Here is a 24,088-nt window from a genome sequence, read left to right on the forward strand (position 1 = left end):
GTGCGGTACATCGCCCTACGTCGCCTTAGCCTGCTTGGCCTGCCTGGCCGCGTAGTCCTGCGCCTGTCGCATCACCCGCAGCAGGTTGCCGCCCCAGATGCCGGCGATCTGCGCTTCGGTATAGCCCTTGCGCAGCAGCCAGGCGGTGATGCGCGGGAGCTTGGAAACATCGTCCAGCCCGACCACGCCCCCGCCGCCGTCCCAATCCATGCCGATGCCCACATGGTCGGGCCCGACCACGGAAAGCACGTGCTCCAGATGCGCGAAGAAGTCCTCTTCGGTGGCGCGCTTGATCGGGTAGCGCGCATCCAGGTCCTTGAGTGCGGCGCTCAGGGCGGTGCCGTCGGCGATCTTGACGTGTTCCCAGCCGCCGTACTGGTCGGTCAGCGCCTTTTCGGCGGCCTTGCGCTCGGGGCTGGCGCCACTGTCGACCAGATAGCCGCCGTAGGAATTCACCTGGATCACGCCGCCGTGCTCGGCCAGCACCTTCAGCCGTGCGTCGTCGATGTTGCGCGGATGATTGAAGACCGCACGGGCGCCGCTGTGCGAGAGCACGATCGGCACCGGCGATAGCGCAATCAACTGATCGAACACCGCATCGGAAGCGTGCGATTGATCGATCACGATGCCCAGCGCCTGCGCCTGTTGCACCAGTTGCCTGCCGGCAGGACTCAAGCCCTTCCACTCCGGCCCCTTGGGGTCGGTGGCCGAGTCGGCGAACTCGTTGTTGAGAAAGTGCACCGTGCTCATCAGGCGCAGCCCTTGAGCGTAATAGAAGCGCAGCAGCGTGGGGTCGGCCGCCAGCGGGCTGGCGTTTTCCATGCTGATGTACACCACGCGCTTGCCGTCGGCCTTGATACGTGCGGCATCGGCAGGCGTGGTAGCGGCAGCGAAGCGCTGCGGTTGTGCGGCCAGCAGATTATGGATCTTCATCAGCCGCTGCAGCCCGGCATCGCGGTCGTCCAGGTGCGCGGTCGCACTGCGATCGCCCTGGGCGGTGTAGACCGCCCAGAAGCCGCCATCGAGCGCGCCTTCGACCATGCGCGGGTAATCCACCTGCGATAGCCGGTTGCCAGCATGCGCCTGCAATACGTCGAAGTCGGGCCGCTCCAGATTGGCCGGCGTGTCCAGATGCGAATCCAGCGTCACCAGGCGCTTTTGCAGCGCGGTGGCGCGCGCCAGTTCGGCCTTGGAAAACTCCAGCGCGTGCGCCGAGCCAGCCAGGCTCAGCAACACGGCCACACATAACAGTTGCAGGTTCATGCGCGCTCGCAGACAGGTGGGGTCCTCCGATCATAGCCGCAGCGCGGCCGCGCGCTGGCCGCGCATCGTGCACGCAAATGGCCCCGTCATGGCCCGCACAAGTTCAACCAGCGCCACACCACGAGCGCCGAACACGTTGCAGTTATAAAAAATACATAGTCAAAGCAATTGCGCGGCGGCCGCCGCTACGCACACTTGCGCGGCCGTCGCTGGCGGCAGTCGCCCACTCCCGATACCGCAGACCGCCGTGCTTTGAGCGCGCGACGTGCGGGTGTGCGCAACACCTTCCCTCTTTGGCGAGACCCCTCTATGTCCATCGCATCGCGTGCGCTGCCCAGGCGCTTGCTCACCCTTGGTTTGATCGCCACCGGCCTGGGCGCGGCCTCTGCCGCGAGTGCGGCCTGCACCGCCGGGACCTGGACGGCGCGCGTCAACGAAATCGGCATGCCGCCGGTGCGCTACGAAACGGCGCATTTCGCTTTGCGCTGGAATGGCGACGGCGTCTCCGATGCGGATGTCCGCGCCGCCGGCGAGCATCTGGAAATGGTCTGGGATACCTTCATCAATCGCCTGCAGTTTCCCGAGCCGTTCTGCAATGTCGCCACCAAGTACAAGGCCAACCTGCACCTGGATCCGAGCTTCGGCCTGAGCGGCGGTGCAACCGGCAGCGGCGGCATGGGCATGTGGATGGCGCCGGGCGGCCTGCGCGACCACTGGGGCCTGGCGCACGAACTCACGCATGCGCTGCAGTACCAGGCCGGCGGTTTGCAGGAGTCCGAATACACCGGCTGGATCTGGGAATCGCACGCCAACTGGATGACTCACCAGCTGCCGGAATTCCACGGCAGCGACGTGCATTGCTCCAGCATGCTGGTGAACTACCCGCACGTGTATCTGGGTTCCACGCGCGACCGTTATTGCAACTGGCAGTTCATGGAGTATCTGAAGAACCGCTACGGCTACGCCATCATCAACGACATGTGGAGCAAGGCGCCGCGCATCGATAACCCGGCGCGGCGCAGCGCCGATCCGTTTTCGGTGATCAAGACCAACATGGGTTGGACGCAGTCGCAACTGAACGATGTGTTCGGCGACTGGGCGATGCGCAACGTCAACTGGGATTACACCAATCCCGACGGCAGCGACCAGGGCGTGCTGTATCGCGCGCGCTATGGCAGCAATCTGTCGTTCGACCCGCAGCGCACCCAGGATTGGGACAACCGCGACCGCGCGTTGCGCATGACCGTGCTCGACCCGGTGGCCGGCCAGGCCAACCGCTATCGCGTGCCGTTCGAATGGGCACCGCAGCGCTGGGGCTACAACCTGGTGCAGCTGATCCCCGCCAGCGGCGCCACCACGATCCAGGTCGCCTTCGAGGGCCAGGTGCAGAGCGCAGCAGCCGTCACCAGCCTGCCCGGCCTGCTCAACGACCCGACCAGTATTCCCACACCGGACTCGGACTGGCGCTGGGGCGTGGTGGCCATCGACAGTGCCGGCAAGGCCCGTTACAGCACGCTGCAGCGCGGCGCTCAGGCCAGCGTCGGCATGCCGCTGAAGAGCGGCGACCGCGCGGTGTATCTGATGGTGCTGGGCGCGCCCAGCACCATGCAGCAGATCAAGTGGGACCAGTCGTACTACGCGATCTACCGCTACCCGTGGAGCGTGACGCTGACCAATGCCGCGCCAGCCGGCAGCCAGCCCAATGCGCCCACGCCCACCCCGGTGGGACGTCGTCACGCCAACGGCGGCGGCTGGGTCGCCAATACCGCCAATGTCGCCTCCACCGTCTACGTGGGGCCACGCGCACGCGTGCTGGCCGGCACTGTGCTGGGCAATGCGCGCATCGACGGCCATGCCACGGTGATGGGCGGCACGGTGCAGGGCAATGCGGTGCTCGGCGGGCTCACCGTGTGGCATCCGGGCGCCACCATCGGTGCCACTGCGCAGGCGCATACCGTGTTCATGGGCCCGGGGGCGTTCGGTGCCATCAACGTCGGCGGCACCGCACAGCTACGTGGCGATGTCGAAGAACAAGGCGCCTCGCCCACGCAGGGCGTGTTTTACGGATTCGTCGATTCGGCCACGATGACCAACCCGGAGTTCGGTGCAGACCTGCGCCAGGCGGTGCCGGAAATCACTGCGCGACCCGCTGGTTGGTGATCTTGCGCAGCTGCAGCAAGTAGCTGCGCATCAGCGCAAGAAGACTCCACACACAGGGCCAGGGACGGCCATCGATGCGCGCGCACAACGCACACGCCGCATGCGCGCGGCATTGGCAAGTGTGGTTTGTTCGGCCTGTGCACGTCGCGTTTGATTTGGCTGTTTTGACCACGTTACCGAACGACCGCTACCCGGTTCTGAAAACCGCTGGTGGTCCTGCGTGACGGGTGTGGCGGCGATCGCATGCAGGCCTGCGTCTACTCGCAGCGTTCTGGCCGCAGGCACACCAGCACTGCACATCGACGTTGCCGTGCACGCTGCACGCCTAACGCAGGCTCAATCGTCGAGTTCGGCCAGCCGTGCGCGCACGCTTTCCACATCGATGTGCTCGCGCACATGCGGCCACTGCCGCGCCCACACCGAGCGGAACACGATCCACGCGCCGAACACACCCAGACAGGTCGAGCCCAGCGCCAACAGCAACGGGTGCAGCGGCGAGCCGGTGCCGGTCTGAAACAGATACATGAACGCCCCGGAAAACAGCAGCCACACGCCGAACACCGGCCAGTTGCTGGCCAGCAGGCTGGCATTGGGCCGCTCGATCTCGCGCAGCAACCGGCGCAAGGCCTTGCGTTCGTCTTCGTCGCTGGACGTCATCGGCTGGTGCTCCCTAGTGAATGTCTGCGTTGAAGTCCTGACTGCAGCGCGCTGCGATCACCCATTGCCATGGCGCACAGACCTGCATCCGCTGCGCGATGACGATGACCGCACCGCCTCACCTGCACCATATGGAACAGCGCACGCCACGCGCTGCGGCGGCAGACGAGAACGCCCGCCTTGCACCGCTTACCTGCAGTGCAACGCAGCCGCACAACGGCGCCGTCATCGGGCGGCCACGACTGCAATGCCACCAACCTGCAGCTGCACGAGCACGCAGCAGGCATCAAACATCGCCCGCTGCCTCGGATCCGCCGTCTGTCACATCACGCGACAGAACACCGCCTTGAGATAGCGCGATTCCTGCACGTGCGCCATGAACGGATGGTCCGGGCCGGCGCCGGCCACTTTCAGGATCTGGATGGTGCGGCCGGAGAAATACGAGGCGCGACGCAGCATGTCCAGAAACTCCTGCTCGGCCACCAGGCCGGTGCACGAGAAGGTGGCGAACAGGCCACCGGGCTTGACCACGCCCAGCGCCAATTTATTCATGTCCAGGTACTTCTTCAGCGCCGGGATCACCTGCTCGCGGTCGCGGGTCATCTTGGCCGGGTCCAGGATCACCACATCGAACTGATCGCCGCGATTGGCCGCATCGCGCAGCCACGGAAAGATATCGGCCTGCACGAATTTCGGACGCACGTTGTTGAGCTTGGCGTTGCCCTTGGCAATGGCGATGACGTCTTCGTCGATATCCACGCCCAGCACCTCGGCCGCACCGCGTGCGGCCGCATACACCGCAAAGCCACCGGTGTTGCAGCACAGGTCCAGCACGGTCTTGCCGTCCACCTGCTCGCTCAGCCACTGGCGGTTGTCGCGCTGATCGGCAAAGAACCCGGTCTTGTGCGCGCCGGCCGGGTCGGCCCGGAACTTGATGCCGTGCTCGGTGATCACGGACGCTTCGGTGGTGGTGTTGCTGTGGAAGTCGAAGCTTTCCTGCTTTTGCACGTGTTCGTCGGCAAAGCTGTGGAAGCGGCAGCCCGGGAACTGCTCGCGCAGCGCCTCGTAGATCCATTCGCGGTGGCGGAACATGCCGGCGGCGAAGAACTCCACCACCACCAGGTCGCTATAGCGGTCCACCACCAGGCCGGACAGGCCGTCGCCTTCGCTATGCACCACGCGCCAGGCATCGGACACGCCGTCGAGCTTGAGCCAGTCGCGGCGCAGGCTCACCGCCGCGGCGATCTTGCGCGAAAACCAGCCCGCATCCACCGGCACCGACTGGTCGATTTCCAGGATGCGCACGGCGATGCGCGAGTGGCCGTTATAGAAACCGCGGCCGATCCATTCCCCATCCACGCCGACCACATCGACGATGGTGCCGGGTTTGGGCTTGGCGATAGGCTTTTCCACCAGCTTCTGGAAGATCCACGGGTGGCTGGAACGCCACGCATTCTTGAGTCGGACGACGGGGACAGGAGTATTCATTCACCTATTGTATCCGGCTGGATTGACGTGCCCGTCCCCGGCACGCAGAATCGGCCACAGAAGGGGAGTAGCTCCCAACGTTGTCGCCGTCATTACGAGTCCTGCTCCGGCAGACGCTCCGGTGCAACGGCAACCGGTCTGGCCGGTTGCGAGCGAGACCTTCGCCGCGCAGGCGAAGGTCCGTCACCCGGAATCCACGATTTCCGTGTCACAAGGCCTCAGCCCAACCGGCTGGCCAGGTCGTTTCACTTTTCGGGATTCTTTATGCAAACCATTGGCAATGTCTGGTTATGGGGCGGTTTCGGGGTCGTGGTGATCGCCGCGCTGCTGATCGATCTGGTGCTGATGCGCCACGGCGGCGCCCACAAGGTCACCTTCAAGGAAGCCACCTGGTGGAGCATCGGTTGGGTGCTGCTGGCGCTGGCCTTCAATGCCGGGCTGTGGTGGTACCTGCAGGGCACGCTGGGCGATGCGCAGGCCGACCAGATCGGGCTGCAGTTTCTGACCGGCTACCTGGTCGAAAAATCGCTGGCGGTCGACAACATCTTCGTGTTTCTGATGGTCATGACCTACTTCGGCGTGCCCGAAGAACAGCGCCAGCGCGTGCTGATCATCGGTGTGCTGGGCGCCATCGTGCTGCGCGCGATCATGATCTTCGCCGGCTCGATGCTGCTGGCCAAGTTCCATTGGCTGCTGTACGTGTTCGGTGCGTTCCTGCTGCTGACCGGCATCAAGATGTGGTTCTCCGCCGGCAAGGAGCCGGATCTGGAAACCAACCCGGTGTTGCGCTGGATGCGCAGCCATCTGCGCCTGAGCCCGCAGTACCACGGCAACCTGCTCAGCGTGATCAAGGATGGCAAGCGCTGGTTCACCCCGCTATTTGTGGTGTTGATCCTGATCGCGGTGATCGACGTGATCTTTGCGGTGGACAGCATCCCGGCGATCTTTGCGATCACCACCGACCCGTTCATCGTGCTGACCTCCAACGTATTCGCGGTGCTGGGCCTGCGCGCGATGTTCTTCCTGCTGGCCGGCATGGCCGACCGCTTCCACCTGTTGCCCTACGGCCTGGCGGTGATCCTGGTGTTCATCGGCACCAAGATGATGATCATCGATCTGTACAAGATCCCGGTGCTGGTCTCGCTGGCGGTCGTGGTCACGATCCTGGTGGCCACCATCGTGCTGAGCCTGTTGCGCCCAGCCAAGCCGGCCGGGCACTGACCGGCCGGGAATCGGGAATCGGGAATCGGAGGTGTGCTTTGCTGCAGATGGTGGTGCAAGGGACGCCGCGGTTTCGCTTCGTCTCTTGCCACTGAGCCCGGTCGTGGTCTTCGGCCTTGATCGGTGGCTACGCCGCACACTGCTCGGCTGGGCAGCAGCGCACCACAGGCGATACCGGAACATCGGCGCCGCGCCCTGGTTGCCACCCGATCATCTGCGTTGAATTGTTTGCCGCCGCGGCCTGCCTGCCGGGCGTTGCATCAGCCCGGCAGGCGGCGGGATTGTCCCGTCGCCGGATCCGGTTATCCCGTGCTAACGGGGCTTGCAAAGGCAAAACCACGCCGCCATCCGTGAATGTATGACACCGCATTCTGTTGCCTCCGATATCACCACCCAGAGCCGCCTGGATCGGTCACGGGTCCTGCGCGCCTTCAACATCAGCCTGGCCGCCGTGTTGCTGCTGGTGGCGGTGTTCACCGCGCAAGGCATGTTCGACTGGCGCGCCTGGGCGGTCGCGCCACTGCAGGCCGACGGGCTGATCGGCATCCTCACTGCGCCGCTGTTGCACGGCTCGCTCGCGCATCTGGGCGCCAATGCGGCGGCGCTGCTGATCCTGGGCACGTTGGCCGGCAGCGTGTATCCGCGCGCCACGGCCATGGCACTGCCGCTGCTGTGGCTGGGCTCGGGGCTGGGCGCGTGGCTGTTGGGCGAGCCTGGCAGCCGCCATCTGGGTGCCAGCGGCGTCACCCACGGCCTGATGTTTCTGGTGTTTGTGCTGGGCCTGCTACGGCGCGACCGCCCGGCGATCGCCACCAGCATGATCGCCTTCCTGTTCTACGGCGGCATGTTGGTGACCATCCTGCCGCACGAAGCCGGGGTGTCCTGGCAATCGCATCTGGGCGGCGCGGTGGCCGGCTTGATCGCCGCGCTGCTGCTCCGCCTGCGCGACCCGCAGCAGGCCAAGCCGCGCTACAGCTGGGAAGACGAGGACGAAGACGCCGCCTGGGAAGTGCGCAACGCCGAGCACGCGATGCTGGAACCCCCGCCGCCGCGTCAGGTACCGGTGCTGTGGCAACGCCAGGACGACGGCTCGGAAAACGTGGTGCTGCATTTCCCGCCGCGCGAGCGCCCTCCGGGCAATTAGTGCCGGCGCGGAGCGATGATCGAAACAGTCAGTGACCTCCCGTAGGAGCGTGTCTGCGCGCGAGGGCATTACCGATGATAGTTACCCGAGGGCCTTGCAACATAAGAGCGGTGTTGTATCGCCAAATGCATCGTCATCGCATCGCGTACAAACGGGTTGTAGTGCGCTGATGCTTTCCCGGTCATGCGCGTCGCGCGCAGGCACGCTCCTACGAACGTGGTGCTGCACGTCTCGCGAAGGCACGTAGCGCCTCTCGTAAGGTCAACATCCAACCAATCGGGCCGCTACACCGCGTTACGTAGGAGCGTGCCTGCGCGCGACTGGGCGTTACCGACGATGCCGGCACGATGGGTACCCGAGGATCACGCAACGTGAGCGGTGCTGCAACGCGAAGTGCGTCGTCATCGCATCGCGCGCGAGTGGGCGCGCGCGATGCAGCTATCCCGATGATGCCCGTCGCGCGCAGGCGCGCTCCTACGGCAGCATGAATTATCGCGGTGCTTGCCCGTGCAACGCACGCCGTGCCAGACCCGGATCATCGGCAAAGAACGCATCGATGCCCGTATCCAGATAGGTCTTGAGCTCGGCCAAGGCACCTGCGTCGTTACGCTCGGTCACCGCGCCGCTGCTGCGGTTATCGGCGGCCAGAAAGTAATTTTCCGGACGGAACGTATACGGCTGTACCTGCAATCCGGCCGCATGTGCATCGCGCACCAGGCTGGTCGGCGTACCCAGCCGCTGCTGCGCATCCAGCGGAATGATGGCGCGGATATCCGGCCCGATCGCATCGGCGTAGCCGGCCACCTGCTTGAGCCCGGCCGGGGTCATCAATTGCGCATAGGTGCCTGGCGCGTCGCCCTTGCCCGCATCGGGCAACGGCATCTGCGCGCCACCCAGCAACTGCAGCAGGCGGATGTTGCTTTGCCGCCCGATCTTGCCGCGCAGGTAGCGCAGATTGCCGGTCTCGAACGACTGGATCACCACCGGCGCCGTGCGCGTATACGCATGCGCGTGCAAGGTGGCCAGCACCTTGTCTTCCATCGGCAAACCCAGCGCACTGAAATAGCTCGGATGCTTGATCTCCGGAATCAGCCCGATCGTGCGCCCGGTTGCAGCAGATTCGGCCGCGACGAAATCGATGATCTCATCGAAGGTCACGATCTGAAACTGTCCGTCCCAGCGCGTGCCACGTAGTTGCGGCAACCGCTCGCGCGCGCGCAGCGTCTTCAACTCGTTCAGGGTGAAGTCTTCGGTGAACCAGCCTTCCATCGATTGCCCATCGATGGTCTTGCGGGTCTTGCGCGCTGCAAACTCCGGGTGGCTGGCCACATCGGTGGTGCCACCGATCTCGTTTTCGTGGCGCGCCACCAGCACACCATCTTTGGTCGATACCAGATCCGGTTCGACAAAATCCGCGCCATCGACGATCGCCTTGGCGTAGGAGGCCAAGGTGTGTTCCGGACGCAACGCACTGGCGCCACGGTGCGCAAAGATCTGCACCGTCTTGGCCAGCGGTGCCTCGGCCAAAACGGGCCCGCTCATGCCGACCATCATCGCTCCCAACACCAACGCACGGTGAAACTGCATCATGCCTGTCTCCAACGAAAAAGCAGCCATCAACACCAGCGCGTCATCGCCAGGCCAGCTTGGCCGACGATCAAGCAGAGATGCACGCCCGTGCATCCCGCTTCCTCCGCATCGTCCGCGCCCGCCCGACAATCGCTCGCGAGGTGGTGCCAGCCACTCTAAGACTATCCACGTCGATCAACATCGGAAATCAATCAGCAGCAACCAGATCCGCTGTTACGATTCCCGATTCCCGATTCCCAAATCCCGTCCTCAGAACTTGGCATCCAGCGTCAGGAACACCTGCCGCGGCGCACTGGCGTGAAACGCCAACTGCCGCCCGTTCGGATCGCTGCTGGCGAACGCGGTGAGGTTGGAGGCGTAGCGCTTGTCGGTGAGGTTGGTGACGTTGAGCGAGAGCTTGAGCGACTGCAGCACGCTGACCTGGCCGAACTCATAGCCGGCACCGGCATCGAATGACGTGTAACCGCCAAAGCCCTGATCGTTGGTGTAGGTATAGAAGCGCTCACCGGTGTACTTGCCGCGCAGGTTGACGTTCCAACCGGCGTAATTGAAGGCGATTTCGCTCGCGAACATGCGCTTGGGCGTATCCACCGTGGTCTTGCCGGCGGTGGCAATGGTCACCCCGTTCTGCACGTAGTTGTCGTCGTAGGTGGAGCGGTTGATCGAGGCCGAGTTGTACCACTGCAGGTAGCTGGTGGGCTTCCAGATCACCGTCAGTTCGCCACCGCGGCTGCTCACCGAGCCTACGTTGAAGAAGCGCGTGGTGCAGGCCGGCGTGGTGCCCTGCTGGATGCTGGCGCAGGGATTGAGCGAGAGCAGGCGGTTGTCGAAGGTGACGTCGTAGCCCACCAGCGAGGCCTCGAAGCGATCGCGCACGAAGCGGTAACCGGCTTCCACGGTGCGCGACTTTTCCGGCTCCAGCGCACCGACGCTGGCATCGAACGACGCTTGGGTCACCAGCAACGGACCACCGGCGCCGCCGCCCTGAAACGCAGCGATATTTTCTGCGTAGGAGGCAAACACTTCCTGGCCTTCGGCAAGGCGATAGCCCAGCCCGATCTGCGGCAGCACCGACTCGCTGGCCTTGATCGACCCGGTCGCCACCGGCGCTTCCACCGCGATACCCGGCGTCTCGCGTGCGGTCATTTCGGTGCTCGGGCTCTTGATGCCCAGGTCCAGGCTCAGGCGCTCGTCGAGAAACTTGAAGTTGCCCTGCACGTAGAACTGCCGGGTGGTGATCACGTAGTTCTGCGAGAACAGCCGACGATTGGGATTTTGCAGAAACTTGTCGTCGTCCACCGGCCCGGTGATCCAGTAGAAATTGCGTTCCACATCGTGGTGGTTGCGCTCGTACCACAGCCCGGCTTCCAGATGATGCGGGCCCAGGTCCCAACCCAGCGAGGCGATGCCGCCGGTACGGTTGATCCAGTAGTTGGTGCTGCGGATCGAGATCGGCAGTGCCTGCGGTGTGCCCGGATTGGAAGCCTGGCCCGGCGACCACCAATGGCCCTGCCCCTTGTTTTCATGGTGATAGACCTGCGTGTGCAGGCTGATCGCATCGTCGGGCTGGAAGTCGCCGGCCACGTAGAACAGATCGTCGTCGCGCAATGCGCGGCTCTGGTAGTACGCATCGTCGACGTTATCCACGCCACCGCTGAAGCCGCAGCGTGCGGCATTGCGCGTGGCTGGCGCGCAGTACGCCGCGGCCAGTGCACGGTTCCAATCCGGCGCGTACAGATTCCAGTCCCAGCCCAGTCCACGTGCCATGCCGCTCTTGGACAGATAGGAATAATCGGCCTGCGAGGTGCGCGAGGTATCGGCGAACGCAGTCAGCTTGCCGCCGTCGAACTGGTACACGCCCTTGGCGTTGAACTGCCGCGTGGTGGTCGGCGATTCCGGACGCGCCCACATGTCCGCGGTGGCTTCGATGCCCGACAGATACGCAGAAAACCCGTTGTAATCGCCGGTATCCACGCGCAGGAAGGTGCGACGGTTGGCATCGGACCCCAGCGTCTGCGAGACCTGCCCGCCGAATACGCTGGACGGGTCGGCCGAGTAGTACTGGATGGTGCCGCCGAGGTTGCTGGTGGAGGCGGTACCCAACGCACCGATGCCCGAGGCCAGCTCCACACCACCGAAGTTTTCCGCGATCAACGCGCGGCTGATGTTGAGGCCGTTGTAGTTGCCATAGGCGTTATCGCCCAGCGGCAGACCGTCGAGCGTATAGCCCAGACGCGTGCCGTTGAAGCCGCGCAGGCTGATCGTCTGCGATTCTTCATTGGCACCGAAGGCATCGTTGGATTGCACGTTGACGCCCGGCATGCGGTTGAGCAGCTTCTGGATGCTGGTACCCGGCGGCAGCACCGGAATGTCCTGCTGGGTGATGCGCTGCACCTGACGCGTTTCGCCCTGGCCAATCACCGACACCGCATCGAGTTGCTGCACGGTGGAGCCGGTGGCGGCAGACACGTCGGCCGGTGTATCGGCGGCATGTGCGGCCGGCGACAACACAAGCGCGGTGAGAACGGCAGCACTTAAGAGATGGGTCTTGGGCATGAGTGGCGTGGGGGACGAGTCAAAAGATGACGGCAAGCGTGCGACAGCTGTCTTGCGTCGATGCGACGCTCAGATGACAGTGCCGAGACAGCTGCTGCGCATGCCGCGCTGTCGCTGCGTTGTGCTGGCATGCACGTGTCATCTGTACGTCGTAATCTGCGCGACTCTTCCCGTCGTACTGCTTTCGAGGAATCGTCCATGGCCCACCGCATCGCCCGCCACTCGCAACGCACGCTGGCACGCGTCGCCATTGCTGCCTTGGTGATCGGCAGCGGCGTGGTCAGTGCCCGGCAACCGGCAACGCCGGCGGATTCGGTGCTCGCCACCGACGCGCGTGGATACCTGGAAAAACAGCAGCTGCCCGACAGCCTGCAGTTGGTGCCACCCCCGCCGCAGGACGGCAGCGCCGCACTCGCCAACGACGAGGCCATCGCCAAGTCCATGCTCGCGCTGCGCGGTACACCGCGCTGGGATCTGGCCGCGCGCGACGCGGTGCTGAGCTTTCCCGACGCCGCCAGCCATTTCAGCTGCGCGCTCGGCGTGCAGATCGATCAAGCCAGCACACCGCATCTGCTGCGCCTGCTCGAGCGCAGCATGCGCGACGCCAGCAGCAGTACCAGCGCCGCCAAGACACGCTATCAGCGCCCGCGCCCGTTCATGCGCAACGCGCAGCCGATGTGCACTCCGGCTGACGATGCGGCACTGCGCAAGAACGGCTCCTACCCGTCCGGCCACACCGCCATCGGCTGGACCTGGGGCCTGATCCTGTCCGAGATCGCTCCCCCCCGACGCAACGCGCTCCTGGCACGCGGCCGCGCCTTCGGCGACAGCCGCCTGGTTTGCAACGTGCACTGGCAAAGCGATGTCCAGCAAGGCCGAATGATGGGCGCGGCCACCGTCGCCGCATTGCACGACAACCCGGGGTTTCAGAAGGATCTGGTTGCTGCACGCCGCGAAATCGCAAAAGCCAAGCCTGCTGCACCGGATGCATGCGCATCAGAAACAGCAGCCTTGCAGCTCGTGTTGCCAGGAGTGATGTAGGTAGCGGCGACGCTTGCCCTGCCTGCGAGGAACTGCCACCCCGACCTGAGCGTACGCGTCTGGGCACCGTGCTCTTGTTGAGATGATCGGTCAGCGACCGTCGGGCGCTGTGCGGCCCGATGCACGTATGACGAGGACGCGGGAGCCTCTTCGCGCACCAGCAACGCTGGCAGCGGCGCGCTAGCGATCCGGCGATGATCGATGCGCCGCTTGATGCGCGGATCGGAGCAGCCAAGCCACGCAACCACGCAGGACCGGCATCAGACCGGGCAGTGGCGTGGACTCTGCTGCTGATACTCCAAGCAAGCTGGACGCGGCTTCAAGACCGCGCTCTCACTAGGGTCCTGAAGCAGCGCTGCCTCCCTGGTCGGTGGATCCGCGCTGGCTGGTTAGGTCAGACACCCATCGACCGCCAGGCGAGCGCGATGCCTGTCTTGCGACATCCGACCCTTCTTGCCGCAGCTTGGCCTCGCACCGTTTCGACGGCCCTGCAGCCGCCTTATCGACGCCGATCCAACGCCGCTACGCGATGGCCGGGTCCTTCATTCGCGTACAGCATCCGCGCGTCCGAATCTCGGCCCAAAAGCACTGAATTTGGCAATCGTTGCCGGATGATGACATTTCCGTACATCTTCGATTAATCTTCAGACAGGCTTCAGGAATGTGACAACCGTTCAGGTTGTCGGCATGACGCCCTGAAGCCCAATCCCCCTCGACTGCGCTCGCAGTCGAGTCCCACGTCTGCAGTATCCGCGACCGAATTCATCAGGAGAGAGAGGAATGACGCGTCCAGGGGTCCGTAGTTCGTTGTCCAGGAACATCAAGCGCAGCGCATTGAGCCTGGCACTAGGCATGTGTGTGATCGGTGGGGTGCAGGCGCAGAGCGCGGTAGGCTCCATTTTCGGTAGTGGGCAGCCCGGCAGCACCATCGCCATCCAGAGCCCGCAAACGGGCGTGAGCCGCTCGGCCACCGCCGCCGCAGATGGCAGATTCACCTTCAGCCAGCTGCCTCCGGGCAAGTACATCATCACCTCCGATGGAGTGACCCGCGAGGTCGAGGTCAAGGTTGGCAGCGGCTCGCAGGTCATGCTGGGCAGTCAGGCCAAAACGCTTGACCGGATCGAAGTGGTGGGCGCGCAGGCGTTCAACCCCATCGACGTCTCTTCGGTGGAATCGACCACGGTGTTCACCGCCGACCAAATGGTCTCGCTGCCGGTGGCCAGCGACGTCTCTTCGGTCGCGCTGCTCGCGCCTGGCGCGGTCCGCGGCGATAGCGGGCTGGGTGCGGGCAACCTTGCATCGTTCGGCGGATCGTCGGTGGCCGAAAACGGCTACTACATCAATGGCTTCGACGTCACCAACATGCGCACGTTCCTGTCGTTCGCCAATCTTCCGTTTCAGAGTATCGGCCAGCTGCAGGTCAAAACCGGCGGGTACGGCGCCGAATACGGCCGCTCGCTGGGCGGCATCGTCAGCATCGTCACCAAGGCCGGCTCCAACGAATGGCACTACGGCGGCAGCGTGGAATGGGCGCCGGACTGGGGCGCTGCGGCAGGTAAAAACGTCCGCGAGCGCGACCCCGACGCGGCAGACCCGCTGTACCAATACCGCAGCGACGATCAGTTCGACAGCACCATCTACTCTGCGTATGCCAGCGGCCCGATCATCAAGGACCGCTTGTTCTTCTTTGCAATGGTGGAAGGCCGCCAGGAGACTGAAGACAACTTCTACGCGCTGACCAGCCGGCGCGTCAGTGACACCACCCCGCAGGGCTTGGTCAAACTCGATTGGTATATCAACGACAGCAACCTGGTCGAATTCACCGGCATCTACAACCAGGCCAAGACCAAATACCGCACGTACGAATACGCCACCGACGCCAACGGCGATAACCGCTACAACGTTGGACGACACGAGGTGCCGATCGAACAGTACGAGATGGAAAACGGCGGCAAGATCGGCATCCTCAAGTACACCGGCTACTTCACCGACAACTTCACGCTGTCGGCGCAATACGGCTACCTGAGCAATCTGATCGACTCCCGCCTGCCAGCCAATCCTGCGGGCGGCGAGTGCCCATGGGCCTACAGCTTCGGCCTGACCACCAGCGTGGTCGACCGTTATATCGGCTGCAACCCGGGCACGATCAGCACCATCGCCGACCGCAACGCCGAGCCGGACGAAGACATCCGCAAAGCGTTCCGTGTCGATGGCGAATGGGTGCTGGGCGATCATCGGTTGCGCTTCGGCGTGGATCAGGAAAAGTACGAATCCAGCCACCGTGGCCAGACCTACGCCGGTGGCATCAACTGGGCGTATTACACGGTGCCCGGCACTTCGGTGGCCACCGGCGCGTTTGCAGGCCGGCCCGGCCGCACGGTCAACGGCCAGCTGGTGCCGCGCGGCGCGCTGTATGCACGTTCGCGCGTGTTCCAGAGCAGCAGCTCCACCTACGAAAACACCAACAGCGCGTTTTATCTGGAAGACAACTGGCAGGTCACCGAAAACTTCCTCGCCGTGCTCGGCTTGCGCGGTGAGAAGTTCGAAAACAAGAACGGCGATGGCATTGCCTGGATCGAATCCGATTACAAAATGGCTCCGCGCCTGGGCTTCTCCTGGGATGTGCTGGGCGATTCCAGCTTGAAGCTGTTCGGTACCGCAGGCCGCTATTACATCCCGGTGGCGACCAACTCCAGTATCCGCGCCACCGGCGCCGAATCGACGGTGTCCAACTGGTATTTCGTCAATGGCTGGAGCGAAGCTGATGGCACGCCGGTGGGCCAAGGCGCGCAGATCGGCCAGACCCAGACCAATGGCTCGCTCACCGCGCCCAATCCGGCCTCTGTCGCGTCCACCAACCTGTCGCCGATGTACCAGGACGAGATCATCCTCGGTGGCCAACTGCAGTTGACGGAAAACTGGATGGCCGGTGTGCGCATGATCCGCCGCGAAGTGAAGTCCGGGATGGACGACACCTGCACCACCAATCCGTGGATCGATTGGGCCGCGGATAACGGCTACCCCGATTTCGATCCTGGCTCGGTGCCCAGCTGCTACTTCTTGAATCCGGGCAGCGATGTGACCATCAACGTCGATCTCAATGGCGATGGCGAACTGGAACTGGCGACCTTGCCGGCCTCGTATCTTGGCCTGCCGGAATATCGCCGCCTGCATACCGCTCTTGAGTTCTTCTGGGAGCGCACTGGCGAGAAGTTCAACTTCCAGGGCTCGTATACGTTCGCCAGGACACGTGGCAACGTGGAAGGCTACGTCAATTCAACGCTGGAACAGGAGGACGCCGGCCTCACCCAGGACTTCGACCACCGCCTGTTCACCGATGGCACCTATGGGCCAACCCCGAACGATCGTCAGCACACGCTCAAGCTGTTCGGTGCTTATACGATCACGCCGGAATGGCAACTTGGCGGAAATCTGGTGCTTCAGTCAGGGCGCCCGATCAATTGCCAGGGCTATATCCCGCTGGACGACATCCCGCAGCCTGACCAGGGCACCCTGAGCGGCTACAGCGGCTCGAGCTTCTATTGCTTGAACGCAGACGGCACCCGCGTGCTACGCCAACGTGGCGACGAAGGCCGCACGCCGTGGACCTGGACCTTTGATCTGGCCGCCGCTTATGTGCCCAACTGGGCCGATAACAAGCTGCGCATCAAGCTCGACGTATTCAACCTGTTCAACAACGACCGGGTCACCGAGTACAACGAGTTCAGTGAAGCCTCGCGTGACGTGATCAGCCCGAACTATCTGAACGATCAGAACTATCAGACGCCGCGCTCGTTCCGGTTGACTGCCCGCTACGACTTTTAAAGTGTCGCATCACGGTGTGCGTTACGAATCCGGCCTGAAAAGGCCGGATTTTTATTTATCGACTCATGAGGTTTTTTGGCGACCGCATCGCGCAGCGCTGGCTCACTTACCGATACAAAAACTCGAGAAGATCTTGCCCAGCAACTCATCGGCGCTCAGCTTGCCGGTGATCTCGCCCAGCGCTGCGTGTGCCAGGCGCAACTCTTCGGCGGCCAGTTCGAGTTGTTCGAATCCCAGTTCCAGATCGGCCGCATCCGCATGTCGCTCGGCACGTCGTAATGCATCCACGTGCCGGGTGCGTGCGGAGAACCCGCCGTCCACACTTTCAACGCCATCGCCTAACGCGAGCTCCCGCAGGCGGGTGTGCAGCTGTTGCAATCCCTGTCCGGTGGTCGCCGAAACCGCCACTGCATAGGTATCGAGCAGCGGTGCGCTGTTGTCCAGCAGATCGCATTTGTTGTGAATCCACAGCTGGCGCGGGACGGCGTCGATGGCATCGCCAATCGCCTCGCGTGCGGCTTGCGGGTCGCGTGCGTCGAGCACCACCAGCGCCAGATCGGCGCGCTGCAATTCGGCGCGCGCGCGGCGCATGCCTTCGCGTTCGATCGCATCGCCGCCATCGCGCAGGCCGGCGGTATCGACCAGGGTCAATTCGAAGCCATCGAGCAGGATCGCTTCATGCAAGGTGTCGCGCGTGGTGCCGGCCACATCGGTGACGATGGCACGATCGCTGCCGGCCAGCGCATTGAGCAACGAACTCTTGCCGGCGTTGGGTGGGCCGATCAACACCGCATGCAGGCCATCGCGTAGCTTGCGCCCGCGTTCTGCATCGCGCAGCAGTTGCGCCAGCAATGTGCGCGCCTGCTGCAATCCTTCGCGCACTTGCGTGCCCCCCAATGTATCGAGCGGTTCGTCGGCAAAATCGATCGCCGCTTCCACATGCACGCGCAAGCGCGTCAGGCTGTCGCTCACCGCATCGATGCGGCGCGAGAACACACCGTCCAGCGAACGCCGCGCCGCACGGGCCGCACGCACATCACCGGCAGTGATCAAATCGGCAATCGCTTCGGCCTGGGTCAGATCGAGTTTGCCGTTGAGAAACGCGCGTTCGCTGAACTCGCCGGCGCGTGCCTGGCGTGCGCCCAGTGCAACGCAACGTGCAACCAGTTGGCGCAACACCACCGGGCTGCCGTGCCCCTGCAGCTCCACCACGTCTTCGCCGGTAAAGCTGCGTGGCGCGTTGAACCACAGCGCGATGCCGTCATCGATCACCTCGCCCTGCGTATCGCGAAAGCGCGCGTAGTGCGCATGCCGTGGTCGCAACCCCGCAATGCCCAGCTGCGTTGCGATCTGCACCGCTTGCGGCCCGGACAGCCGCACGATACCCACGCCGCCGGTTCCGGCAGCACTGGCGATGGCAACGATGGTGGACGTGGAAGAGGACATGGGGACTGCTCTTGCGTGGATTGGAACCGAATGGGTGACGATCAAAACACCTGCACAGCCTTCAGGCGCATGTCGAATAGCCGGGCTTTAAGAGCCGCTCACACAACGTAGCAAGCAGTGCGCTGGTGGGTGTGGACGGCGCTCTCGGAACCGGAGTGTACGAGAGGTCCATGCTGCGCCGAACACCGGCCACTCCCGCCTGGCAGTGAGCACCCTTTTTCTTGTTCGCTGCTCTTGGTTGGCATCCGTCTTTTCAGAAAGTGCATATGCACACGTTGCTCACCACTGTGCATTAAAGCGTCTGCAACTGCGCGCGCGCCTGCGCCGCACCGCTGCCTTGTGGCTGCAGTTCCAGGTAGGTGGAATACGCCTTGCGCGCTTTGTCGCGATCGCCGGCCTTGGCGTAGGCATCGCCAAGATTGAGATACGCCACCGCGCGCGATGGATCGATCTTGAGCGTGTTTTCCAGCCAGCGTGCCGATTCGGCAAAGCGCTCCTGGCGGTAATACACAAACCCAAGATTGTTCGCAGCCAGCGCAAAATCCGGGCGCAGCTTCAAGGCTTCGGCAAATTGTTCGGCAGCTTCGGCGTAACGTTTTTCCTTGTACAACTGCAAACCGCGCTCGTTGGCCAACTGCGCGCGTTGGCGATCGCTGCTCTTCACTGCGGTCGGCAAGACCAGCTTGGCTTCACCGCCTTGTAAGGTCTTGACCGTGACCGGCGCAGCCGCGACCGCAGCGCCGGTAGTCGCAGCAGCAGGACGCGCGGCGTCCACGCGTCCGTTGAGTGCGATCGCATCGGCCGACAACTGCGCGGTATCGGCGGTCAGGAATTCTTCGCCGCTGGGCACCTGAAACACGAACTCGCCGCCTTGCGATCCCGGCAGGCTGCCGAATGCCGGCGTCTGCGCCGATACCGCCGACACCGCCGGTGCGACATACGCAGCCAATTCCGTCCCGGTGATCAAGCCATCGCCATTGAGATCGCCCTTGCCGGCCAGCGCCTGCAGCAGCACCCAGGTAAACACCGAATGCCCGTTCGGACCGCTATCGGCCACTTGTTGATCGGCACCGCCGGCGGTGAGCATCTGACGTGCGATGCGGCGTGCGTTCTCGCGCAGGTACGCACTGGAGCTCGGCCCGCCGCGCGTCAGACCCAACCCGCTGTAGCATGCGTCCATCACGAACAACACGTGCTTGGCCTGCAGGCTTTCTGCGATGTTCTGCAGGTCGCTCATTGCAATCGCATCGCTGGCCAGATGCTCCGGGTCCGAGTCGACCGGAATGATGTAGCCCAGGTCGCGCCCGGAGGCGAGCCGGCGGGTGGCGCCGTGGCCGGCGAAAAACACGAACACGCGGTCGTTGGTCTGCGCGCGCCCTTCCCCAAGCCGGTCATGGAAGGCGGCCAGGATATTGTTGCGTGTGGCTTCGCTGTTTTTCAGCACGATCACTTGCGACGACGGAAATCCCAACGGGCCGGTCAAGGTGCTGGCAATCGCCTGCGCATCGTTGGCCGCATATTCGAGCTTGGGCCAGTGTGCGTAGTCGTCGATGCCGATCACGATCGCCCACGACTTGGCATAGCCGGTGGTCACCGTTGCATCGGCCACGGCGCTGGGTGCACGCGCCACCGAAAACTCGCGGCCGTTCCAGCCGGCGAACTGGTAGCCATCGGCGATCAAGCGATCCAGAATCTGCGGCAAGGCTTTCACCGCGCGGTCGTGGATGTCATGGAACAGCACGATGCCGCGCTGCTCCTTGTTCACCTGGTCGAGCACGCGTTGCACGATCGACTCGGGTACCGGGTCGGCCCAGTCCAGCGAATCGATGTTCCACATGATCGACTTCAAGCCGGCTTCGCCCAGCAACTGCAGCCCTTCGGCATTGCGCGCGCCATACGGAAACCGAAACAGCGGCGCACGCTTGTCGTCCACCGCACGCAGCAGCGTGTCGGTATCCAGCACCTGGCTGCGCAATGCATCGCCGGTGGTCTTGGACAACTGCGCATGGGTCAGGCTGTGATTGCCCACCGCATAGCCTTCCTCCATCAGCGTATGGCTGATCTTGGACAGTGGCGCCAGCTTGGGCTTGCCATCGGCATCCAGGCTGCCGAGGTTTCGCCCCACTTCGAAGAACACGCCTGGCACGTCGTAGCGTTTGAGGATCGCCACGATCTCTTCGGTGTAGGCCTTGTGCGGGCCGTCGTCGAAGGTCAGCACCACCGTCTTGGGCGGCAGATCGCGGCCGAACACTTCGCTGTCGCTATCGCGCGCGGAGAACGGATACGGCTCCACCACGCCATGGTCGCGCAGGATCTTTTCGCGCGTGTACAAGGTGCGCAAATGCGCCACGTAGTCGTCCCACTTTTCGCGCTTGGGCACGATGGCCCGGGTGCGATCGAAGCGACTGAAAATCTGCGTCAGTTCGGTGTTGTAACTGCGCTCGATCTCGTCCAGCGCTTCCAGATCCTCGCCGATGCGTTGATGCAGTTTGACTGCCGGCAGCGCCGAATCCTTGCCGATACGCGCATGCAGCTCGCGCAGCACCTCGGCAAATGCCAGGCGGTCGGCATCGAATAGATCCGGCGCCGACTCCACTTCGTCCAGTACCGTGGCGATCGCAGCGAAGCGGCTTGAGTCGCGCGAGCTCAGCACGGTTTCAAACGCGGCGGCAATGCTTTCGCGTTGTTCCAGATTTTCATGGAACAGCTGCTGCCCCACGCTGCTGGAGGTAGCGCGATCGCGCGGGCTTTGTTTGTCCTCATCGGCCAGCAACACGATGATGCGGCGGTGCCGATCCAGCTGTTCGCGCAGCTGTGCAATCAGCGCACGGGCCTTGGCAGCGGCGCCCGTTTGTACGGCGGCAGTGGCAGTGCCGCTGGCCGGCGGCGCCGAAGCAGATGCCTGGGTACCGGCATCGCGCTTGCCGCAGCCGGCCAGCACCAGCAGTCCCGCGCAACTTGCGCACAGCAACAGGCGATGCAACGGCGATGGCTTCACGACGACGTCCTTGGCAATGGCGACAAACGGAGAGGGCTTGGCATGCAGAAAGCCCGCCTTGCGGCGGGCCTTCTTGAACCTTTCTGAGACTTACTTGGCGTTGGCCTGGATGATCTTGCTCGGCTTCTCGCCGTGCTGGCGGATCATCCACCACTGGATCAGCAACCCCAGCCCGCCGTTGACCACCCAGTACAACACCAGGCCGGCCGGCATGAAGGCCATCATGACGCCGAACACCAGCGGCATGAACTGCATCATCTTGGCCTGCATCGGGTCCATGCCCGGGGTCGGAGTCAGCTTCTGCGTGGCCCACATGATGGAAATGTTGAGCACCGGCAGGATGAAGTACGGATCGCGCGCGGTCAGGTCCTGGATCCAGCCCAGCCACGGTGCCTGACGCAGCTCCACCGATTCCACCAATACCCAGTACAGCGCGAAGAAGATCGGCATCTGGATCAGCAGCGGCAGGCAGCCGCCCATCGGATTGATCTTTTCCTTCTTGAACAACTCCATCGTCGCCTGCTGGTACTTGGCGCGATCGTCGCCATAGCGCTCCTTCAACTGCGCCAGGCGCGGCTGGAAGCGGCGCATCTTGGCACCGGACTTGTACTGCGCGGCCGACAGCGGATACAGCGCCAGACGCAGCAGCACCACCAGACCGATGATGGCCCAGCCCCAGTTGTGCAGGAAGCTGTGCAGGTGGCTCAGCACCCAGAACAGGCCCTGGCCGATGATGGCCATGATCGAGAAGCGGCTGTAATCGACTACGCGGTCCAGACCCTTCACGTCTTCCTTGGCGATCAGGCTGACCAGCTTCGGGCCCACCCACAGGCGCGCCTCGGTGCTGGCAGTCTGGCCGGGCGCCACGGTGAAGGCCGGGCCACGCAGTTCGGCCACGTCGCGCGGGCCATCCTGGGCCAGCACATACAGCGAAGCCTGATCCTTCTGCGGGATCCATGCGGTGAAGAAGTGGTGCTGCAGCAGCGCGACCCAGCCGCCGGTGATCTGGCGATTCAAACCGCCATCGTCCATGTAGTCCTTGAACGCGCGACGCTCATAGCCTTCCTGCGGGCTGTACCAGGTCGCCCCGTTGAAGCTGAAGGAATCCGGATTGGTCATGCCGCGGCTGAGGATGGTCGGCACCCGGCTCAACTTGCGGAACACATACCCGTTCCACGGCGCGCCGCTCTTGTTGATCACCTCATCCTTGATCGAAATCGCATAACGACCGCGCTCCAGGGTGAAGGTGCGGCGGATCGACACGCCGTTGGGGCCATTCCACACGAACGGCACCATCAGGGTGTTCTGGCCCTTGGCAAGCTCGAACGCGGTGCCCGGCTGTTCGGCGCGGAAGCCGCCCACGCCCGGCACCGGCGAGTGCTCGCTGGCCCAGCCGCTGGTGGCGTTATAAGGGTGCACAGCATCTTCGGTCAGCAGATCGACCGGCGCGGTGCCGTCCTTGGTCTGCGGAAACTGCAGCAGTTCGGCATCCAGCACGCTGCGGCCGTCGAGTTTCAGGCGCAGCACGTCCGAGGTGAGGGTGATCACCGGCGCAGCGCCAGCCGCTGCCGGCGTTGCTGTGGTCGTGCTGGTGGCCGCCGGTGCGGCACCCGGCACGCCCGCCTGCGGGATGGCCTGGGCGGCAGGCACATTGGCCGCCGGCGCACTGGCATCCAGGTCGCGCGCAGCCGGTACCGATTGCGTGGCGACTGCGGCAGGTGCGTTGGCGGCCGCCTTGTCCTTGCCCCACTCCATCCACAGTAGCGCCGCGACCATCAGCCAGGCAAAGATCAGGAAAACACGGGTCTGGTTCATCGGGCAGCAACTCGCTCAGTCGGAACTACAGTTCCGGCTCTGTCGGGGAAAGGGAGGATGGGTGCATCGTCCTGGCGGGCGGCATTGTGCCGGGCGCAGCAGGCAGGGGCAATGCGCCGGCACGGCGCAGCAGACGCACAAAGGCGTCACGAATCTGTGGATTGGTCGCTTTTGCAGCTGCGGAGCGGGCCACAATGACGTAATCGCCACCGGCCAGATCGGGCAATAGATGCCGCATGGCATCGCGCAGGACGCGCTTGATGCGATTGCGTCCGACAGCGCGCGTGTCCACCTTGCGCGACACCGCCATGCCCAGACGCGGCGGCGTGTCGCCGGTGCGCCAATGCAGGCTGAGCAGCGGGTCCGAGGTGCGACGCGCGGTATCGAAGACAACCGTATATTGCGCACGCGTACGAACCCGCGCAGAGCGAGGAAATCGCCTGCACGGGTTCGATGCGTTCACGGTAGGACTTGCCTCGGCCGCGGAGAGCGGCGCGGCAATCAAGCGCTCAGGCGCTTGCGGCCCTTGGCGCGGCGGCGAGCCAGGATCTTGCGGCCGTCGGCGGTTGCCATACGTGCGCGGAAGCCATGGTCGCGTGCTCGCTTGAGGTTGCTGGGTTGGAAAGTACGCTTGGTGGCCATGGGGCCCTCTGCATGGATGGAGACGAATAGAACCGGAAATTCTATAGGACCGCCCCGGGCCGGGTCAACTCCCCTGTTGCTTTACCAACCGTGAGCCTGCGCACGCCCTGTGGATGGACCTGTGAATAACTCTGGGAAAAGCCTGCGCGCGGTGCTAGTCTGGCCCATCCTCTTTTCACTTCCGGGCTGCGTGCACGGCGCCTTGCTGCGCGCCGCAGCCAGCAACAGATGATCACACTTTG

15 protein-coding genes and 2 other RNA genes are annotated in these 24,088 nt (G+C 64.0%); 6 read left to right on the forward strand and 11 right to left on the reverse strand.

What is annotated here, in order from left to right; translation table 11 throughout:
* Window positions 1-15: 15 nt before the first annotated feature.
* The gene (locus ACCQ06_RS23070) at window positions 16-1,263 is read right to left on the reverse strand and encodes a dipeptidase (protein ID WP_228325343.1); all 1,248 of its coding nucleotides are present in this window, start codon (window positions 1,261-1,263) and stop codon (window positions 16-18) included.
* 309 nt (window positions 1,264-1,572) lie between these two features.
* Here ACCQ06_RS23070 and ACCQ06_RS23075 point away from each other — a divergent pair, with 309 nt between their 5' ends.
* The gene (locus tag ACCQ06_RS23075) at window positions 1,573-3,423 is read left to right on the forward strand and encodes an Svx/AvrXca family virulence/avirulence protein (RefSeq protein WP_316689647.1); all 1,851 of its coding nucleotides are present in this window, start codon (window positions 1,573-1,575) and stop codon (window positions 3,421-3,423) included.
* A gap of 336 nt (window positions 3,424-3,759) precedes the next feature.
* Here ACCQ06_RS23075 and ACCQ06_RS23080 read toward each other — a convergent pair whose 3' ends face one another.
* Both ACCQ06_RS23080 and ACCQ06_RS23085 read right to left on the reverse strand, forming a co-directional pair.
* On the reverse strand, window positions 3,760-4,080 hold the full coding sequence (locus tag ACCQ06_RS23080; protein ID WP_104615537.1) for a hypothetical protein: 321 nt from the start codon (window positions 4,078-4,080) through the stop codon (window positions 3,760-3,762).
* A gap of 321 nt (window positions 4,081-4,401) precedes the next feature.
* Window positions 4,402-5,568 (reverse strand): class I SAM-dependent rRNA methyltransferase, encoded by a 1,167-nt coding sequence (locus tag ACCQ06_RS23085; RefSeq protein ID WP_316689650.1) that lies wholly within the window; start codon window positions 5,566-5,568, stop codon window positions 4,402-4,404.
* Window positions 5,569-5,832: 264 nt separating this feature from the next.
* Between ACCQ06_RS23085 and ACCQ06_RS23090 the strand changes: the two genes are divergently transcribed.
* Complete coding sequence (locus ACCQ06_RS23090; protein ID WP_104615539.1) at window positions 5,833-6,789, forward strand: TerC family protein; 957 nt, start codon at window positions 5,833-5,835, stop codon at window positions 6,787-6,789.
* Window positions 6,790-7,147: 358 nt separating this feature from the next.
* Window positions 7,148-7,933: a rhomboid family intramembrane serine protease gene (locus ACCQ06_RS23095; RefSeq protein ID WP_228325346.1), complete on the forward strand. Its 786-nt coding sequence runs from the start codon at window positions 7,148-7,150 to the stop codon at window positions 7,931-7,933.
* Between the two features lie 489 nt (window positions 7,934-8,422).
* On the opposite strand, the gene ACCQ06_RS23100 is transcribed toward ACCQ06_RS23095, so the two are convergent.
* Window positions 8,423-9,523 (reverse strand): glycerophosphodiester phosphodiesterase, encoded by a 1,101-nt coding sequence (locus tag ACCQ06_RS23100; protein WP_316689651.1) that lies wholly within the window; start codon window positions 9,521-9,523, stop codon window positions 8,423-8,425.
* A 77-nt stretch (window positions 9,524-9,600) separates the two neighbouring features.
* On the opposite strand from ACCQ06_RS23100, the gene ACCQ06_RS23105 reads away from it, so the two are divergent.
* Window positions 9,601-9,675: non-coding RNA, sX9 sRNA (locus tag ACCQ06_RS23105), on the forward strand.
* Window positions 9,676-9,772: 97 nt separating this feature from the next.
* On the opposite strand, the gene ACCQ06_RS23110 is transcribed toward ACCQ06_RS23105, so the two are convergent.
* Window positions 9,773-12,079 carry a TonB-dependent receptor gene (locus ACCQ06_RS23110; protein WP_316689652.1) on the reverse strand — a complete coding sequence of 769 codons (2,307 nt, stop codon included), beginning with the start codon at window positions 12,077-12,079 and terminating at the stop codon, window positions 9,773-9,775.
* Between the two features lie 198 nt (window positions 12,080-12,277).
* Here ACCQ06_RS23110 and ACCQ06_RS23115 point away from each other — a divergent pair, with 198 nt between their 5' ends.
* Window positions 12,278-13,120, forward strand: coding sequence for an acid phosphatase (locus tag ACCQ06_RS23115; RefSeq protein WP_316689653.1), 843 nt, complete (start codon window positions 12,278-12,280; stop codon window positions 13,118-13,120).
* Window positions 13,121-13,900: 780 nt separating this feature from the next.
* The gene (locus ACCQ06_RS23120) at window positions 13,901-16,945 is read left to right on the forward strand and encodes a TonB-dependent receptor (RefSeq protein WP_316689654.1); all 3,045 of its coding nucleotides are present in this window, start codon (window positions 13,901-13,903) and stop codon (window positions 16,943-16,945) included.
* A 102-nt stretch (window positions 16,946-17,047) separates the two neighbouring features.
* On the opposite strand, the gene mnmE is transcribed toward ACCQ06_RS23120, so the two are convergent.
* From mnmE to rpmH, 6 genes are all read right to left on the reverse strand, one after another.
* Entirely contained in the window at window positions 17,048-18,391 is a 1,344-nt protein-coding gene (mnmE, locus tag ACCQ06_RS23125) for a tRNA uridine-5-carboxymethylaminomethyl(34) synthesis GTPase MnmE (RefSeq protein WP_316689655.1), read from the reverse strand.
* Between the two features lie 95 nt (window positions 18,392-18,486).
* Window positions 18,487-18,563, reverse strand: a non-coding RNA gene (locus tag ACCQ06_RS23130) — sX9 sRNA.
* A gap of 120 nt (window positions 18,564-18,683) precedes the next feature.
* Window positions 18,684-21,389: a polysaccharide deacetylase family protein gene (locus tag ACCQ06_RS23135; protein ID WP_316689656.1), complete on the reverse strand. Its 2,706-nt coding sequence runs from the start codon at window positions 21,387-21,389 to the stop codon at window positions 18,684-18,686.
* A 90-nt stretch (window positions 21,390-21,479) separates the two neighbouring features.
* On the reverse strand, window positions 21,480-23,204 hold the full coding sequence (gene yidC, locus ACCQ06_RS23140) for a membrane protein insertase YidC (protein ID WP_316689657.1): 1,725 nt from the start codon (window positions 23,202-23,204) through the stop codon (window positions 21,480-21,482).
* A 25-nt stretch (window positions 23,205-23,229) separates the two neighbouring features.
* On the reverse strand, window positions 23,230-23,667 hold the full coding sequence (rnpA, locus tag ACCQ06_RS23145) for a ribonuclease P protein component (RefSeq protein ID WP_104615547.1): 438 nt from the start codon (window positions 23,665-23,667) through the stop codon (window positions 23,230-23,232).
* Between the two features lie 38 nt (window positions 23,668-23,705).
* A complete protein-coding gene (gene rpmH / locus ACCQ06_RS23150; protein WP_002805908.1) occupies window positions 23,706-23,846 on the reverse strand; it encodes a 50S ribosomal protein L34 in 141 nt (46 codons plus the stop codon).
* Between the last annotated feature and the right edge of the window lie 242 nt (window positions 23,847-24,088).

It is taken from the genome of Xanthomonas sp. NCPPB 4467 (genome assembly GCF_041475665.2).
Lineage (GTDB): Bacteria > Pseudomonadota > Gammaproteobacteria > Xanthomonadales > Xanthomonadaceae > Xanthomonas > Xanthomonas dyei.